This is a genomic window from Micromonospora sp. NPDC048898 (assembly GCF_043198035.1).
Classification (GTDB): Bacteria; Actinomycetota; Actinomycetes; order Mycobacteriales; family Micromonosporaceae; genus Micromonospora.
Genome location: NZ_JBICUF010000009.1, coordinates 1 through 16207 on the forward strand (window position 1 = coordinate 1; position 16207 = coordinate 16207).

Here is a 16207-nt window from a genome sequence, read left to right on the forward strand (position 1 = left end):
CACCCGCTTCGACAAACTCGCCGTCCGCTACGAAGCCACCGTTCACATCGCCGCGATCAACGAGTGGCTGTAACCGACTTCGACACAGGCCCTAGTGCTGCGGGCCGGTATGAAGCTACCGTGCGTCTGGCCTGCGCTACGACCGTGCGGCGACGTGAGCGACGAACGCCCGCCAGGTCGCGGGGCCGAAGGTCAGGGCCGGGCCGGCAGGGTCCTTGCTGTCCCGGACGCCGATGACACCCGGCAGGTTGTCGGCGACCTCGACGCAGTTGCCTCCCGATGATCCGCTGCGTCGGGACTTGCGCCAGCTGGCGTTAGTGAGGTCCATGATGACTGTGCACTTCCTTCATCAGCTCGATGGACTGTCGGCGTGGGAGCGCTTCGTTCCGGACGTTCTCCCACCTCGCCTGAAGAGTATGTAGCCCATCGTCGTTGTTGACCACCATCCCGCCCAGCTGATTTTCGAGGTGTCCGACCCACGTGCCGTCGTTGGCGAGCGCCAGAGCGAACGGCCCGGACAGCCCGATGTGGAGGCCGGCGGCCGCCGGGATCACGTGGATGTGCACGTGCGGCAACTCGGCGACAGTGATGAGGTGGGCGATCTGTTCGGCCATGATGCCGACGTGCTCATCGCCGGTGCGGCGGAGCGTGGACTCATCCAGCACGGCCACCACCTGCGGCGGCGTGTCACCGGTCAGGATCTTGTGTCGGCTCATCCGAGCGCTTACCTGCTGGTCTACCTCGGTCGCCGACATGAGGTCGTTCAACCGCATCACCACGCGGGCGTAGTTCTCGGTCTGAAGCAGGCCCGGAATCAGCAGTGGCTCGAACAGACGCAGTTGTCGCGCGCCGCGCTCGGCGTCCAGCCAGTGCAGGAACCACGATGGTGCGCCGAGTTTCACAACCAGGCGTCCGAAGAACCCGTCGTTACCGAAGGCGCGGTCTGCTCCACGGATGAAGTCCATCGTCAGCGCTCGCGTACCGCTCTCCACGGCGCTCACGTGCGAAGCGCTGAAGCCCGCCGCCCGGCCGAACGCCTCTTGCGTCATCCCGGACGCTCCGCGAGCGCGACGGATCTCGCTCACGATGAAGTCCGCCAGGGGACTTGGCACGTCAGCCATTCAACGCTCCTCAAATCAGAGATCGACTACCCGGGGTGCCACACGCCCGGAGCCTGCTCCGCCAGCTCCGGCCCGAACACCAGGGATGCCTTCCGAGCGTAACGGTCTCCACAGCAGAGTGTCACCAGGTGGCGCGGCTGGTAGGCCCACGAGATCCGGCGGCCGCATTCGTAGCGGGGCCGCTCCCGACGGGCGAGCACTCACGGGAGCGGCCCCTTCCCAACGGCACAAGGGGGAGACCATGCCCGACGACGAGCCCGAGAAGCCCAACTCCAATCCGGCGAGCCGACCGCAGGCGCGGACTGCCCGGCCTGTGGCCACCCGGGACGAGCGTTCCGCCGTTCCGGCGTCGGCCGCGAGCCGCACTTTCACGTACCCCTGGGGGTTGTAGTGGTCGGGACGATGAAGGCCGGTGACGTGATCCTCTTGACCACCGCGGCGAGCGTGCAGTTCCTGCGTCCGATCATCGTGCGGGTCATCCGCGAGCTGCCGGAGCGGCACACGTACGACGGATGGATCTGGATTGAGGCGTACGAGCTGAACGCGGCGGGCGACGCGGTGGCGCGTCGCGAGTTGTACGTCATGCGTGCGGGCGTGCGGTTGCAAGCCCTACCCGTCGCGCCGACCAGGCCCGCCGAACGCCGCCGAGGCCCGGTGCGGGTCGGATGACCGCCCGCCGTCGCCCGCACCTGCCGATGCGCCCGGTGTGGCTGTGTCGCAACTGTGCCGCACCCTGGCCGTGCGGTCCGGCTCGGCTCGACCTCGCGGCCGAGTTCTACGGTCATTCGATCGCCCTGGCGTTCTACCTGGCCTCGTCGATGCACGAGGCGATCGATGACGTGTACGGCCTGGGTCTGTGCCCTGACCTGACCGCGATGCACGCCCGGTTTCTCGGGTGGTTGTCAAGGGCCCGGCGACCGGAGCGGCGCACAAATCAGGCTAGCCCCGAGCAATGAGGCCGCCGGACCGGCGTTCGCACAACCCGGCGCGGCAGCTCACCCGGCAGACGCCTTGACCTCGTGCTGGACGATGAGGCGGTGAGAGTACGGCAACCGTACTTCGACCGTGTTGTCCTTCTGTTCTTCGGAATTCTGCTGCTCACCGGAGCTGTCGGGATCGCGTACCCGCTGCTGGATGTCGCCTGGGTCGGCCTGTTCCTGGGCGCGGCGGCTGTGGCGCTCGGCCTGGCGACGGGTGGCCGGCTGGTGCGGGACGCGGTGTTGCCGTTCCGCGTCGATGTCGATCCGCAGGGCTGGTCGGTGCGGACCCCGAAGCTGAAACGCCACCTGCGGTGGGACGAGGTTGCCGCGGTCGTGCTCGTCGACGACCCGGCGGCCGTCGGACGACGCACCCTGCGGGGGCCGCGTCTGCTGCTGGTGCCCGCCGCCGGGGTGCGCCTGGGCGTCCCGCTGCCCGAGAAGAGCCCGGTGGACGGCCGGGCGGCCATCGAACTGTTCGAACTCCGCGAGGTGAAATACGAGGAGGATCAGTTCGCGCGGGACTTGGCGGTGCTGGCGGGTGAACTGTTGCACGACCTGTGTCGACAACCGGTCCGGCCGACCGACGCGGTTCCCCTGCGGCGCTTTCCGGACGAGCCCGACCGTGCCCGGCTGGTGCGGTGGCTGGACCGGCGTCGGGCCCTGCTGTTCGCCAGCTGGTACCTGTTCGTCCTCGTTCCTCCGCTGCTTCTGATCGAGGTGGCGGCACTGCGCAACGAACTGCTCGGCGTCATTGTGCTGGTCGTGTCCCTGGTGGTGGTCGGCGTTGTCACCAGCTTGGCTCGGCGATTCACCGAGAGTTGCCGGGACCTGGTCGACGGGGAGGCGATGATCGACGGCTCCGACCTCATGCTCGACCCTGATCCGACGGCGCCCCGGATAAGCCTGCTGTCGGGGATCGTCCGGGTGCGGCGACCGGGTCAGCTCAGCGGCTTCGGCAAGGCGTGGGTGCTCGCCCGCTCGGCTGACGAGGAACCTCCGGTTCCTCTGCTGCTCCTGGCTGATCCGCGCACCGGGCTGCTTCGCGATCGGGACGACCTGCGGGCGCTGGAGGCGGTCCTGCGTCGCTCCGCCGACGAACGGGACCGCGCCGCGGGTCGGCAACTCGACGAGTTGGCGGCGCGGGCGCCGGCATCCGTGGCGTCGCCCACCCTGCCCCCGTCGGGAGCCCTGTCGGCCCGCGCACACGCGAGCGCCGTGTGGGAGGCGGCGAAGGGGGTGGGGCGTGCTGTCGTCCTGCTCGGTGTCGTGGTCACCGTCATGATCGCGGGCGGCTGGGTGGTCGAGCAGACGACAGTCGTGGGGCCCGCCCTGCTCGCCACCGCCGCCGCCCTGTTCTTCGTGTGGCTCGTCTACGCGGTGTACCGCGTCGTCGTGCTGCTCCGGACGCTGTTCGCGATCGTCGTGCGCCCGTTCCGCTGAGCGCCACCGAGAACAGACCGCCGACCTGATCAAGGCCGGCCCAGGATGGGGCGGCGTGATCCTCAGAGACCGGTGCTGGGGTCCGGGACGGTGACCCGCGCCGGGGTCCGCGCCCCGAAGACGGTGGCGACCAGGTCGCTCACCGCGTGCACCCCCGCGTCGATCGTCTTGCCGGGTGGGAGTTGGTACATGATGGCGACGACATAACGCTGGCCGTCGCCGGCGAATCCCACGGTGTTGGTGACCCAGTGCTTACCGCCCGGGTCTGGCTCGATCGACCAGCCGTTCTTGGTGCCGGGCTGCTGTGCGGCGCCGGCCGCCCAGACGCCCCAGTGCTGGATCGAGCCGACCGAGCGCATCGCGTCGAGGAGGTAGGCCCGGTCGGTCGGGTCGAGGCGGTCCAGCACGTACGACATCAACCGCTGTAGATCGTCCGCCGTGCACTTGAGGTGTCCCCAGAAGCGCGAGTAGCCGGCGACGGTGGTCAGCCCGGTCATTCCGTAACGCTGCTGGAAGCGTTCGAGTTGGCTGTCGCGGCCGTAGCGGTTCCACAGGGCGGTCGCCGCGTCGTCGGAGGAGACGTGGAGCATGTCGGCGATCTGCCGACGTGCGGTGGCGTCGAGGGTGATCTCGCCGGCACGGGCACGCTCCAGCAGGCCCACGGCCATCGCGAGCTTGATGGTGGAGGCTGTCCAGATCGGATGGTCGGTGGTCCCTGCCTGCCAGAGTTCGCCGGTTCGCCGGTCGCGCACCAGGATGCCGAGGACCCCCGGTCTGGTCTTGAGCAGGGCGGCCGCCGCGGTGAAACGTCGGCGCTGCGCCTCGTCGGCGCTGACCGACCCTGACTCGCTGGGCCGCACGTCCGGCGCCTGACCCAGCCCGCTCGTCGAGCGTGGCGGGGACGCCCCGGCGGTCGGCGTGCCGGCCGCGCCGCTCGAACAGCCGGCGAGCACGAGCACCGCGGCCAGCGCCGCGAAGAACAGTGAACGCCGGGCGGGACGTCGACCTGGCCGCGCGGCCGCCAGGTCGCCTCCACCGGTCTCGTCGTCCTCGAACCGTCTGACTGTCACGGCGGGTGATCATAGTCCGGCCTGGGGCTGAGTCCGGTTCAGCCCGCGTCGCCGGCCGGTTCTTATGACACAGGCCGTGAGCCCGCTCGGGGGTTCGCTGACCGGGCGGGTCAGCAGTGCGGACGGTCCAGCGGGCCGGCACCGGCGAGCGCCTCGACTGTCGCCGTCGGTGCGGCCGACTCCGTCGGGGTCGGCGAGGACGCGACGGTGGGGCTCGGTGGAGCCGAGGGGGAGGCGCTGGGCGGGACGGCACTGGCGAGGGCAACGGTGCTGCGTTGGACCTGCTTCGTGACCATCCGGATGCCGGTGGCGGTCGCCTGGCGGCCGTACACGTCGGTGACCCTGATGCGGTAGGGCCCGGGGCCGAGCCCGCCCTCGACGGTCCAGTAGTTGTCGATCTGCCGGGCCGCCTTGCGGAAGCCACCGCCCGGTCCCGCCGCCTCGACCGAGCGCAGTGGGTTGCCGTGGTTGCCGACCTGCACCGCGAACCAGTACCGCGAGGCGCCGCTCTTCATCCGGAAGGTGAGGCCGCCGTCGAGTGGCGGGTTCACCACCGCGCGGTACGTCACCGGCGCGATGCCCTGTGCCCGGTCGGCGATCTTGGCGAACGCCTCCTCGGAGAGGTCGATCTTGCCGGCGCCGCATCCGCCGCACTGGTCCATCACCAGGACCCGGACCTTGCCCTTCGGGCCGCTCACGTCCAGGTAGCTGCCGCAGGCCGCCGACCCGGCGTACGCGGACGCGCCGAGGGCCACGTAGAGCCGGTTCGCCGGCGGGCCCGGGAAGGAGCAGGTGCCGCCCGAGCGGCCCGCGTCGTAGAAGCTGGCCTTTCCCTTGTGGACGGTGTTGCCGGTCGGCGGGGCGGCGCAGGCCGGGGTGGCACCGCCGCGGACGGCGAGGGTGATGCCGAGTACGGCCGCCAGCGCGGTGACCCCGGCGCCGGCCAGCCAGTGTCTGACCCGCCGACTTGCCCGAGGTGTGCCGTTGTCGTCGTCGGGGGCCGTGCCTGGTGCCGTCACGGCGCCTGATGTTGCCGCATGGCGCGGGGGCAGCGCAAAGCCGTCCCAGCTGTCGTCACTCGGTGGATCGGCGGGGGCGCAGTCCGTTCAGGGCGGTGGTGACGACGAGGTCGGCGTACTCGGCGGTGAGCGGCCCGCCGCGTTGCAGCCAGCGGCTGAACACCGGCCCCCAGATCAGGTCCACCGCCACGTCGAGGTCGATGTCCTCGGCGAGTTGCCCGGCCTGCTGGGCGCTGCGCAGGCGCTGCCGTTTGGCCTCCTTCAACGGCCCGTCCAACCGTTCGGCGTAGACCGCCGCCAGCTCGGGGTCGTGTGCGATCTCGGTGGCCAGCGCGCGCATCGGCTGCTCGTACCGGGGATCGTTCATCTCCTCGACCGTGGCGCACAGCACCAGGGTCAGGTCCGCCGCCAGGTCGCCGGTGTCCGGCAGCGTCGGCGGCCCGCCCTCGGTGGCCTCGCTGAGCAGGAGGAAGGCGTCGAAGATGACCGCGCCCTTGGACGGCCACCAGCGGTAGATGGTCTGTTTGCCGACTCCGGCGCGCGTGGCGATGCCCTCGATGCTGACCTTCGCGTACCCGACCTCCTGGAGCAGGTCGAAGGCCGCGCCGAGGATGGCGCGTCGGGAGGTCTCTCGCCGGCGTGCCGTGTTGGGCGTCATGAGGTGGCACGATACCAGCAACGAGACGGACCGTATCGTCTTGACGGTCTCCCGTCCGAGGTCTACTCTTCTGGCATCACGAGACGGACCGTCTCGTCTCGTTCCGAGGGAAGAGAGACCCCATGCGTACCTGGTTCATCACCGGCGCCAGCCGCGGTCTGGGCCGCGCGTTCGCCGACGCCGCGCTCGACCGCGGTGACCGGGTGGTCGCCGCCGCCCGGACCATCGCGAAGGACAGCTTCGACGAGCGGCACAGCGACCGGCTGCTGGCCCTGACCCTCGACGTGACGGACCGGGCGGCGGTCATCGCCGCCGTGCACACCGCCGTCGAGCACTTCGGACACCTCGACATCGTCGTCAACAACGCCGGCACCCTGTCCATGGGCATGATCGAAGAGTTCACCGAGGAGCAGGCGCGCGCCCAGTTCGAGGTCAACGTCTTCGGCGCGCTGTGGGTCAGCCAGGCCGTGCTGCCACACCTGCGGGCCCAGCGGTCCGGCCACCTCGTGCAGATCTCCAGCATCGCCGCACTCGGCGGCTTTCCGAGCACCGGCCTGTACAGCGCCAGCAAGTTCGCCCTGGAGGGCATGAGCGAGTCCCTGGCGATGGAGGCGGCGGCCTTCGGCATCACCCTCAGCATCGTGCAGCCGGGCGGATACTGGACCGACCTCTACACCAGCCTGAGCGCCACCACACCCCTGCCGGCCTACGCGCCGCTGCGGGCCGAGTTGGAGCGGCAGTGGGCGGACGGCTCGATCGACAGCCCACCCCGGCTGGCCGCCGAGGCGTTGCTGCGCCTGGTCGACAGCGACGACCCGCCGCTGCGGCTCCTGCTCGGGAGCATGGTGTACGACCTGGCGTTCGACATCTCGCGCCGGCGGATGGACACCTGGGCCGGCTGGGAGCAGGTCAGCCGCGCCGCCGAACACGCCGTCGCGGCACCCGGACCTGAGCAGTGAGCGTGCTCCTCGTATCGCCACGAGCGACAGGTGCGGCGTTCTAGGCTCCGAGATATGGCGGCGGCGTGCCCATCTCGAATCGGCACACAAGTCCGGGCAGCGCCTGCACCCCATGTTTTCTCCTCACGAGGCGCGAACCCAGACGGAGAGGAACACGCATGGCTGTCAAGACCAAGACCCGTCCCGGTACCACGGAGATTCGGCCGTTCAGCGTCGACATTCCGCAAGCCGACCTCGACGACCTGAAGAGGCGCATCAAGGCGACCCGCTGGCCGGACAAGGAGACAGTGGACGACCAGTCGCAGGGCGTGCCACTCGCGACCATCCAGGCCGTCGCCCGCTATTGGGAGAACGAGTACGACTGGCGCAAGGTCGAGGCACGGCTGAACGCCGTACCGCAGTTCATGACCACCATCGACGGGGTGGACATCCACTTCATCCACGTGCGCTCGAAGCACGAGGACGCGCTGCCGCTCATCGTCACCCACGGGTGGCCCGGGTCGGTGATCGAGCAGCTGAAGATCATCGAGCCGCTGACCGATCCCACCGCCCACGGGGGCAGCGCGTCGGACGCCTTCCACCTGGTGATCCCGTCGTTGCCGGGCCACGGTTTCTCCGCCAAGCCGACCACGTCGGGGTGGAACCCGCAGAAGATCGCGACCGCCTGGACCGAGCTGATGACGCGTCTGGGCTACACGCGGTTCGTCGCGCAGGGCGGCGACTGGGGCGCGGTCATCGTGGATCAGATGGGCCTCCAGGCGCCCGCGGAACTGCTCGGCATCCACACCAACATGCCCGGTGCGATCCCACCCGAGATCGACCTGCTGTTCCAGGGCGACACCACGGGCGCGAACAACGCCATGGGCTCACTGCCGTCCGGTCTGTCCGCCGACGAGATGCGCGCCGCCGAGGAAGCCAACTACGTCTGGAAACACGTCGCGTACGCCCTCATGATGGCGACCCGTCCGCAGACACTCACCGGCCTGGCGGATTCTCCGGTCGGCCTGGCGTCCTTCCTGCTCGACCACGACGCGAAGAGTCTCGCCCTGATCGCACAGGTCTTCGACGGCGCCAAGGCGGGCCTCACCCGCGACGACATCCTGGACAACATCTCGCTCTACTGGCTGACGAACACCGCGGTCTCCGCGTCCCGCCTGTACGCGGAGAACAAACTGTCGTTCTTCGCCGCCAAGGGCGTGACCATCCCGGTCGCCGTGAGCGTCTTTCCCGACGAGCTGTACGAGGCGCCGCAGAGTTGGGCCGAGCAGGCGTACCCCAACCTCATCTACTACAACAAGCTCGACGTGGGTGGGCACTTCGCGGCCTGGGAACAGCCGAAGATCTTCGCCGAGGAGCTTCGCACCGCCTTCCGGTCGCTGCGCTAGATGGCCGTGCACCTGCCCCCGCTGAGCGGGGCGGCCGAGTGGCTAAACTCCGAGCCACTCGGCCCCGCCGACCTGGGCGGGCGCGTCGTCCTGGTCAACTTCTGGACGCTGACCTGCATCAACTGGCTGCGCCAGGAGCCGTACGTGCGTGCCTGGTCGCAGGCGTACCGCGACGACGGGTTGGTCGTCGTCGGGGTGCACACGCCGGAGTTCGGGTTCGAGCACGAGGTCGACTGGGTGCGGCGGGCGGTCGCGGCGCGATCGATCGACTACCCGGTGGCTGTCGACAACGACTACGCGATCTGGAGCGCGTTCGACAACCACTACTGGCCGGCGCTCTACTTCGTCGACACCTTCGGGGTCATCCGTGACGAGCACTTCGGTGAGGGGCGCTACGAGCAGTCCGAGCGGGTGCTCCAGCAACTGCTCGGCGTCGAGCGCGACCCCGTACCCGTCGAGGGTGTCGGCCCGGAGGCGGAGGCCGACTGGACCAACCTGCGCACGCCCGAGACGTACCTCGGTTTCCGGCGCGGCGACCACTTCGCGTCGCCGAACGGCCCGGCGCTCGACGAACGCCGCGCCTACCAGGTGCCGGAGAGCCTGGGCGTCAACACGTGGGCCCTGTCGGGGGAGTGGACGATCGGGTCGGAGAACGTCGTGCTCGACCGGGCCGGCGGTGGCATCGCCTTCCGGTTCCACGCCCGCGACGCGCATCTCGTGCTGGCCCCCGGGGCGGGCGCGTCGATCCCGTTCCGTGTGCTGCTCGACGGCGCGGCGCCCGGCCCGTCACACGGCGTCGACGTCGACGTCGACGGCAACGGCGTGCTGGGGGATGGCCGCCTCTACCAGCTCGTCCGCCAGGACGGCGTGGTCGGTGAGCGAACCCTGGAGATCACGTTCGGTGAGCCCGGCGCCGAGGCGTACGCCTTCACCTTCGGCTGACGTGCGCTGACCCCGGGATAGCATCGACTGCTGTGACGACGCCTGAGATCACCCTCGCCACGCCAACGGACCGCGACGCGGTGGTCGCCACGCTGGTTGCCGCATTCGTCAAGGATCCCATCCTGCGACATCTGTTCCCGGACGAGGACACCTATCCGCGTTACGCCGCCTTCTTCTTCGGGGACCTCTTCGACAAGCGGGTGCACAGGTCGTCGATCTGGACGATCGGCGGCGGTGCGTCCGTCGCCATCTGGGAGCCACCGGCCGCGCCGCCGGTTGACGCGCCGCCGGTTGACGCGCCGCCGGTTGACGCGTCGGCGGACGCCCCCGGCGTCGGCCCCGGGTCGCCGGAGGAGGCGCGATACCCCGCCGACGTGCTGGCCCGCGTGCGGGGCTACGACGAAACCGTGCACGCCGCCCTGCCGACGTACCCGTTCTGGTACCTCGGTGTGCTGGGCACCCACCCCGACAGCGCCGGACGCGGTTGGGGCCGTGCCGTCATGCGGGCCGGGCTGGCCCGCGCCGCCGCCGACGGCCTGCCGGCGATCCTGGAGACCAGTTACCCGGCCAACGTCGAGCTGTACCGCCGCGCCGGCTGGGAGGTGGTGGGCACCCTGTCGGAGCCCGTCCCCACCTGGATCATGCAACAGCCGGCCCGCTGAAGTCCGCCGGGCTACGACACGACGGCCGGTGCGGCCGCACCCGACCGATGCGGGCAGCGGATGTCGGGTGGGCCACCGGCCCCGCGACCTAGCGTCGGTGCTCTAAAGGAAGGGAGCCCCGGGTGCTGGAGCGGCTCAACGAGGCCATGGCGCACATCGAGCGGCACCTCGACCGCAAGGTCGAGGTGACCGAGCTGGCGCGGATCGCGCTGACGTCGGAGTACCACTTCCGTCGGCTGTTCTCCGCGCTGGCCGGAATGCCGCTGTCGGAGTACATCCGGCGGCGTCGGCTCACCGTCGCCGGCGCGGACGTGCTGGCGGGGGAGCGGACGTTGCTCGACGTCGCGGTGCACTACGGCTACGGGTCGGCGGAGGCGTTCGCCCGTGCGTTCCACGCCGTGCACGGCGTGGGGCCCGGAGAGGCGCGGCGTACGGGGGCAGCGTTGCGTGCCCAGCCCCGGATGACCTTCCGACTCACCGTCGAAGGGAGCGGCAGCATGGAGTACCGGATCGTCGACAAGGACGCGTTCGCACTGGTGGGACGCAAGGCCCGGGTCCCACTGGTGCACGAGGGGATGAACCCGGCGATCGTCGCGTTTGTCCGGAGCATCGACACGGAGACGGCCGGGCGGATCGAGGCGCTCTCCGATCAGGAACCGAAGGGGATCGTCAACGTCAGCGACAACCTCGCCGACGGCCGGCAGGAGGGCGCCGAGCTGGACTACTGGCACGGCGTGGTGACAGGTGCCGTGCCGCCGGAGGATCTGGACGCGCTGCCGGTGCCGGCCGGCACGTGGGCGGTGTTCACCACCTCCGGGGCGTTTCCGCAGGCCGTGCAGCACCTGTGGCGCGACGTGTTCACCCAGTGGTTTCCGTCCAACCCGTACCGCAGCCGACGCGGACCGGAGATCTCCCGGGTCCGGGTGTCCGCGGACGGCACCGAGGCGGACGCCGAGCTGTGGATCCCGGTCGAGAGGACCCCGACCCCTATGTAGAGTTTCGATATAGTGGCCGGATGCGGATCACCATTCCGGTCGCCAAGGTGCTCGCGGCGCTGCTCGCCGAGCCCGACGAGCAGCGCTACGGGCTGGATCTGATGCGACTGACCGGCCTGCCCAGCGGCACCCTCTACCCGGTGCTGCACCGGCTGCGAGGGGCCGGCTGGCTGGCCGCCGACTGGGAGTCGATCGACCCGGTCCAGGCTGGCCGGCCGGCCCGTCGCTACTACCGCCTGACCGCCGAAGGCGTGGCGCAGGCCCGGCAGGCGCTCGCCGACCTCCGTGCCGCGATCCCCGACGGTCGTCGGTCGTGGGGTGGCACCGAGCCCACCGGGGCGCCGGCGTGGTGACCCGCCGGATCGCCGAGGTGCTGTTGACGATGGCCGCGCGTCGGTGGCCGGCCGACGTCCGCGAGGATCTGCGCCGCGAGTGGGCCGCCGAGGTGCACGTGCTCGCCGAGACCGGTCGCTGGACGACAATGCTGGGCTTCGCGGTGAGCCTGGCGGTCAGCCGGGCCGGTGCCCCGGTCGTCGACCGCCACCTGCTGCGCGGTCGAGTCGGCCGTACCGCGGCGGCTCTGCTGCTGTCCCCGATCGCCTGCGTCGCCATCGTGATCGGCGGCGCGTACGCGCTGGACCCGCTTCAGCCCTGGCTGGCGGGAGTGGACTGGCCGGCGCGGGCACAGAAGCCGATCTGGACGGCGCTCACCGTCGTGTTGGCGGTGTTGCTGGCGATGGTTGCCGCGCGCTGGGCCCGGCACGGCGCACTCGACGGCCCGCTGCGCGTCGCGCTCGGCGTGGTGCTGCCCATCGGTGTGACAGTGGTCGTGCTCCTGTCCGCTCTCGTCCCGGAGGACCTGGCCACCTCGGTACCCGGGCTGCTGCTCTGGTTGGCCGGTCTGACGCTGGTCCTCTGGGCCGCGGCCAGCCTCGCCGCCCGCAACCGCCGCCGCGCGGCCTGGTGGGTGGGCGTCCTCGGCGCACTCGCCGTCGCCGACCTCGCGGTGGTCCTCGCCGTCGTCGACGCCATCGCGGCGGGCAGTCGCGCCGGCCCGGTCATCGGTCCGACGCCGGTGGAGAGCATCGACCGGATCTCCGCGCCGCTGTGGCTCCTCGCCGCCTGGACAGACTGGAACATCGGCCTGCCCCGGCCCGCCATCCCCTGGGAGATCTTCGGAATCATCATCCTCCACGTGCCGCTGGAACCGATGCTCTACCTGGCCTGCACGCCGTACGCCCTCGCGTACACCATCCGGGCGGCGCGGTCCGCGCCCACCGCGCCGGTCGCCCGCACGCCGGCTCCCGTGTGAACCTCAGTCGGGCACGTCGTCCCACGTCGTGCCCGGCTCCAGGTAACCGGCCACCTGGTTCTCGCGCAGCGCGTAGGCGATGACCAGCAGGGCGTGCTTGTCCAACTCGGGCAGCCGGTCCAACGAGAACCACCCCACGGCCAGCGACTCGTCGTCGTTGACCCGGGCGGTGCCACCCACCAGCCGGCACAGGAAGCCCAGGTTCAGGTATTCGCAGCGGTCACCGTTGGGATAGGTGTGCGGATGCGAGACGGCGCTGGACAGGCGCACCGGGGCCACGTCCAGGCCGGTCTCCTCCCGCACCTCGCGCACCAGCGCGGTGGCCGGCTGCTCGCCCGGCTCGACGAAGCCGCTGACCACCGACCAGCGGCCGTCGTCGGCACGTTGACCGAGCAGCAGCTCACCGGCGTCGTTGCGGACGACGGCGCTGACACTCGGCAGCCAGAGCAGGTCGTGACCGACGTGCTTGCGCAACCCCACGATGTAGTCCGGTGTCGCCATCGGGTGAGCATAGGCCGCGACCCCGCTGGCCAGCCGTCGCGTGAGCTAGCCCAATCGACCTATTTCGGGTGTTCTGCCCCGCCGGAGCCAATGCATATCTACTGTGGAGAGGGTCGGCGACTTGCGCGATCCGGTGGCGGCCGGTCGGTTCGCGGTGCACAGTGATTCCCATGAACGACAGCGAACGTGGTGGGCATTTCTACTGGTGCACCCGGCATCACCGGGTCGAGACGGACGCCGACGTGTGTCCGGCGAAGCATGTTCTCGGCCCGTACGACTCGGCGGCCGACGCGGAGAACGCCCTGCAACGAGTGCAGGAGCGCAACGAGGCGTGGGATGCCGAGGACGCTCGTTGGGCCGGGGAGGACAAGTAGACGGCGCGGGACGGCCCGTGCCGAGGTATTTCGTGCTCCGCGAGGACGCACGCGAGAGCACGTCCCCGAGGAGGGAACCACGATGGCCGAAGCACAGCAGGCCACCACCCGTCCGACCGCCCGCCGCACCACCGCGAAGAAGACCGCCGCGGCCGAACGGAACACGGCGGCGAGCCGGACCATCCCCGTGCGCAAGTCCACCGCGAGCGCCGCCGCGGCGAAGGCTCCGGCCCGCAAGGCTGCCGGCGGCGCGGGGCGCGCCCCGGCGAAGAAGACCACCACGGCGGCGAAGAAGGCCCCGGCGAAGAAGGCCGCGACCAGGACCGTCGCGGGCAGGACCACCGCCGCGTCCAGTACCACCGCCGCCAAGACCACCGCCGCCAAGGCCGGTGTGACGAAGAGGGCCGCGACCAAGACCAGCGTGGCGGCCCGGAAGGCCCCGGCGAAGACCTCGACCGCCACCCGCAGGACGACCACCGCCGCGAAGCGGGCCCCCGCGTCCACGGCACGCAAGAGCACCACCGCCGCGACCAGGGCGACGGGCACGGCGAAGAAGACCACGAGCGCCGCGAAGAAGACTACGAGCGCCGCGAAGAAGACCACGAGCGCCGCGAAGAAGACCACGAGCGCCGCGAAGAAGACCACGGCGTCGGCGGCGAAGAGGACCACCGCCGCGGCGAAGGCACCGGCTCGCAAGGCCGCGACCAAGGCGTCCGCGGTGAAGAAGACAGCCGCCAAGAAGGCCCCGGCGAAGAAGGCCCCGGCCAAGAAGACCACCGCGAAGAAGGCCGCTTCCACCCGCCCGAGCGGCGTCCGCAAGGCCGCCGCGAAGAGGGCGCCGGCCGCGAAGGCGACCGGCACATCGTCGAGCACCGCCCGCAAGGCGGCGGCGAAGAAGGCCCCGGCGAAGAAGACCACCGCGGCCAAGGCCCCGGCCCGCAAGGTGACCGCCCGCAGGTCGCCGGCCCGCCCGGTCGCCGCCCGAGCCACCGCCCCCCGGAGTACGCGCAGCACCGCCCGGAAGGCGACCGGCTGAGCACAGGACGCCGTCCTGCCGTGCCCCCCCGCGGCCGACCGCGACGCCGCTTCCGCGGTGGCGGGTCCGCACGCTGCTCGGAGCGGAGCAGCCGGCGAGGCGGTTCGGCGAAGATCTCGGCCGGTCACCGGAAGCGGATCACCGCCGGCGCTGTCAGGATTGACCCGTGGTCATTCGACGCGTACTCGCGCCCCGCATCGACTTCGGCGCACTGCGCCGCGAGTTCGGCCTGCCCGAGGGCTTCCCGGCGGCCGCCCAACGGGAGGCCGACGCGGCAGCCGCCGCGCCGCCGCGGCCATCCGTCGACCGCACCGACGTGCCGTTCGTCACGCTCGACCCGGCCAGCTCGCGTGACCTGGACCAGGCGATGCACCTCGCCCGCCGTCCGGGCGGCGGCTACCGGGTGCGGTACGCGATCGCGGACGTCGCCGCGCACGTCGAGCCGGGTGGCGCGCTGGAGGAGGAGACCTGGCGGCGCGGGCAGACGGTCTACCTGCCCGACGGTCACGTGCCGCTGCACCCGCTGACCCTCAGCGAGGGCGCGGCCAGCCTGCTGCCGGACGACGACCGGGCGGCCGCGGTGTGGACCATCGACCTGGACGCCGACGGTGGCACGGTAGCCGTCGAGCTGGAACGCGCCCTGGTGCGCAGCCGCGCCAAACTCGACTACACCGGGGTGCAGGCGGCGGCCGACGCCGGGCAACTGCCCGAGCCGATCGCTCTGCTGCCCGAGATCGGCGAGCGACTGACCGCCCGGGGGCTGCGCCGCGGCGCCATCAACCTGCCGCTGCCCGAGCAGGACGTGGAGCCCGACGGCGACGACTGGCGGCTGGTGCTGCGCGGGCCGGTGCCGATGGAGGAGCACAACGCGCAGATCTCCCTGTTGACCGGCATGGCCGCCGCCGACATCATGCTGGCCGGTGGGATCGGCCTGCTGCGGACGATGCCCGCCCCGAAACCGGAGGCGGTGCACCGGCTGCGGGCGGCCGCCGCCCCGCTCGGCGTGCACTGGCCGGACGGCGCGGGCCCCGGCGAGGTGATCGCCGGCCTGGACGCCACGCAGCCACGCTCCGCGGCCTTCATCGACCAGGCGGCCGAGCTGATGCGCGGCGCGGCGTACACCGCCTTCGACGGCACGCGACCGGAGCAGCCGGAGCACGGCGGTGTGGCCGCCGCGTACGCCCACGTCACGGCGCCGTTGCGACGCCTGGCCGACAGGTACGCCACCGAGGTCTGCCTGGCCCTGCACGCGGGCCGGGACGTGCCCGACTGGGCGCGCGACGCGCTGCCCCGGCTGCCCGAGGTGATGGCCAGCACCGACCGGGTCGCCTCGGCGGCCGCCCGGGGCGCCGTCGAGTTGGTCGAGGCGGTGCTGCTTGCCGACCGGGTGGGGGAGACCTTCGAGGCGGCCGTACTCGACGTCGACGCCCCACCCAACGGCAAATCCCGACCTCGCCCGCCCGGTGGCACGGTTGCCCTGGACACTCCACCGGTCCGTGCCCGCTGTCACGGCGACCTGCCGCTCGGCGAGCGGGTCCGGGTCCGCCTGGTCACCGCCGACCCGGCAGCCCGCACGGTGCTGTTCGAGCTGGCCTGAGCCGAGCCGCGGCGGGCCCGCCCGTTCCGGGGGCTGCGTCGCGGGCAGCGGGCCCGCCCGTCGCCGCGGGTGGCTGCGCGTGCGGCGGCCTCGCCCGCAGCGGGGATTGTCACAGCGCCTGCCGCTGCTGACGAACCGGACGGTTTGCGAGGATGA

General features: G+C 71.4%; 19 protein-coding genes. 13 read left to right on the plus strand and 6 right to left on the minus strand.

All coding sequences use genetic code 11. From position 1 onward, the window contains the following. Positions 1–136: 136 nt before the first annotated feature. Together ACGFIQ_RS22390 and ACGFIQ_RS22395 are read right to left on the minus strand one after the other, a co-directional pair. Positions 137–328, minus strand: a complete 192-nt coding sequence (locus ACGFIQ_RS22390; RefSeq protein WP_393246501.1) for a DUF397 domain-containing protein — start codon at positions 326–328, stop codon at positions 137–139. Next, complete coding sequence (locus ACGFIQ_RS22395) at positions 315–1121, minus strand: helix-turn-helix transcriptional regulator (protein WP_393246503.1); 807 nt, start codon at positions 1119–1121, stop codon at positions 315–317. Before ACGFIQ_RS22395 ends, ACGFIQ_RS22390 begins: the two co-directional genes overlap by 14 nt. Positions 1122–1523: 402 nt before the next feature. On the opposite strand from ACGFIQ_RS22395, the gene ACGFIQ_RS22400 reads away from it, so the two are divergent. The 3 genes from ACGFIQ_RS22400 to ACGFIQ_RS22410 all read left to right on the plus strand — a co-directional run bounded on the left by ACGFIQ_RS22400 (position 1524) and on the right by ACGFIQ_RS22410 (position 3541). Then, on the plus strand, positions 1524–1790 hold the full coding sequence (locus ACGFIQ_RS22400) for a hypothetical protein (RefSeq protein WP_393246505.1): 267 nt from the start codon (positions 1524–1526) through the stop codon (positions 1788–1790). Further along, positions 1787–2077, plus strand: a complete 291-nt coding sequence (locus ACGFIQ_RS22405; RefSeq protein WP_393246507.1) for a hypothetical protein — start codon at positions 1787–1789, stop codon at positions 2075–2077. The genes ACGFIQ_RS22400 and ACGFIQ_RS22405 overlap by 4 nt, the downstream gene beginning before the upstream one ends. Before the next feature lie 81 nt (positions 2078–2158). Next, positions 2159–3541, plus strand: coding sequence for a hypothetical protein (locus ACGFIQ_RS22410; RefSeq protein WP_393246509.1), 1383 nt, complete (start codon positions 2159–2161; stop codon positions 3539–3541). Positions 3542–3603: 62 nt separating this feature from the next. Here ACGFIQ_RS22410 and ACGFIQ_RS22415 read toward each other — a convergent pair whose 3' ends face one another. From ACGFIQ_RS22415 to ACGFIQ_RS22425, 3 genes are all read right to left on the minus strand, one after another. Further along, entirely contained in the window at positions 3604–4611 is a 1008-nt protein-coding gene (locus ACGFIQ_RS22415) for a hypothetical protein (protein WP_393246511.1), read from the minus strand. Between the two features lie 110 nt (positions 4612–4721). After that, positions 4722–5630, minus strand: coding sequence for an expansin EXLX1 family cellulose-binding protein (locus ACGFIQ_RS22420; RefSeq protein WP_393246513.1), 909 nt, complete (start codon positions 5628–5630; stop codon positions 4722–4724). A gap of 55 nt (positions 5631–5685) precedes the next feature. Then, positions 5686–6288, minus strand: a complete 603-nt coding sequence (locus ACGFIQ_RS22425; protein WP_393246515.1) for a TetR/AcrR family transcriptional regulator — start codon at positions 6286–6288, stop codon at positions 5686–5688. 122 nt (positions 6289–6410) lie between these two features. On the opposite strand from ACGFIQ_RS22425, the gene ACGFIQ_RS22430 reads away from it, so the two are divergent. From ACGFIQ_RS22430 to ACGFIQ_RS22460, 7 genes are all read left to right on the plus strand, one after another. Beyond that, positions 6411–7247 (plus strand): SDR family oxidoreductase, encoded by an 837-nt coding sequence (locus ACGFIQ_RS22430; protein ID WP_393246517.1) that lies wholly within the window; start codon positions 6411–6413, stop codon positions 7245–7247. A gap of 158 nt (positions 7248–7405) precedes the next feature. After that, a complete protein-coding gene (locus tag ACGFIQ_RS22435) occupies positions 7406–8632 on the plus strand; it encodes an epoxide hydrolase family protein (protein ID WP_393246519.1) in 1227 nt (408 codons plus the stop codon). Beyond that, entirely contained in the window at positions 8633–9574 is a 942-nt protein-coding gene (locus ACGFIQ_RS22440; RefSeq protein ID WP_393246521.1) for a redoxin family protein, read from the plus strand. A 32-nt stretch (positions 9575–9606) separates the two neighbouring features. After that, positions 9607–10236, plus strand: coding sequence for a GNAT family N-acetyltransferase (locus tag ACGFIQ_RS22445; RefSeq protein WP_393246523.1), 630 nt, complete (start codon positions 9607–9609; stop codon positions 10234–10236). Positions 10237–10358: 122 nt separating this feature from the next. Beyond that, the gene (locus ACGFIQ_RS22450; RefSeq protein ID WP_393246525.1) at positions 10359–11231 is read left to right on the plus strand and encodes a GyrI-like domain-containing protein; all 873 of its coding nucleotides are present in this window, start codon (positions 10359–10361) and stop codon (positions 11229–11231) included. Between the two features lie 20 nt (positions 11232–11251). Then, positions 11252–11584: a PadR family transcriptional regulator gene (locus ACGFIQ_RS22455; RefSeq protein WP_393246527.1), complete on the plus strand. Its 333-nt coding sequence runs from the start codon at positions 11252–11254 to the stop codon at positions 11582–11584. Further along, the gene (locus tag ACGFIQ_RS22460) at positions 11545–12543 is read left to right on the plus strand and encodes a hypothetical protein (protein WP_393246529.1); all 999 of its coding nucleotides are present in this window, start codon (positions 11545–11547) and stop codon (positions 12541–12543) included. The genes ACGFIQ_RS22455 and ACGFIQ_RS22460 overlap by 40 nt, the downstream gene beginning before the upstream one ends. Before the next feature lie 3 nt (positions 12544–12546). Here the strand turns inward: ACGFIQ_RS22460 and ACGFIQ_RS22465 are convergent, their stop codons facing one another. Further along, entirely contained in the window at positions 12547–13044 is a 498-nt protein-coding gene (locus ACGFIQ_RS22465; RefSeq protein ID WP_357070467.1) for an NUDIX domain-containing protein, read from the minus strand. A gap of 170 nt (positions 13045–13214) precedes the next feature. Between ACGFIQ_RS22465 and ACGFIQ_RS22470 the strand changes: the two genes are divergently transcribed. The 3 genes from ACGFIQ_RS22470 to ACGFIQ_RS22480 all read left to right on the plus strand — a co-directional run bounded on the left by ACGFIQ_RS22470 (position 13215) and on the right by ACGFIQ_RS22480 (position 16051). After that, entirely contained in the window at positions 13215–13418 is a 204-nt protein-coding gene (locus tag ACGFIQ_RS22470) for a hypothetical protein (RefSeq protein WP_393246531.1), read from the plus strand. An 82-nt stretch (positions 13419–13500) separates the two neighbouring features. Beyond that, complete coding sequence (locus tag ACGFIQ_RS22475) at positions 13501–14454, plus strand: histone (protein WP_393246532.1); 954 nt, start codon at positions 13501–13503, stop codon at positions 14452–14454. 166 nt (positions 14455–14620) lie between these two features. Next, positions 14621–16051, plus strand: coding sequence for an RNB domain-containing ribonuclease (locus tag ACGFIQ_RS22480; protein WP_393246534.1), 1431 nt, complete (start codon positions 14621–14623; stop codon positions 16049–16051). Positions 16052–16207 lie beyond the last annotated feature (156 nt).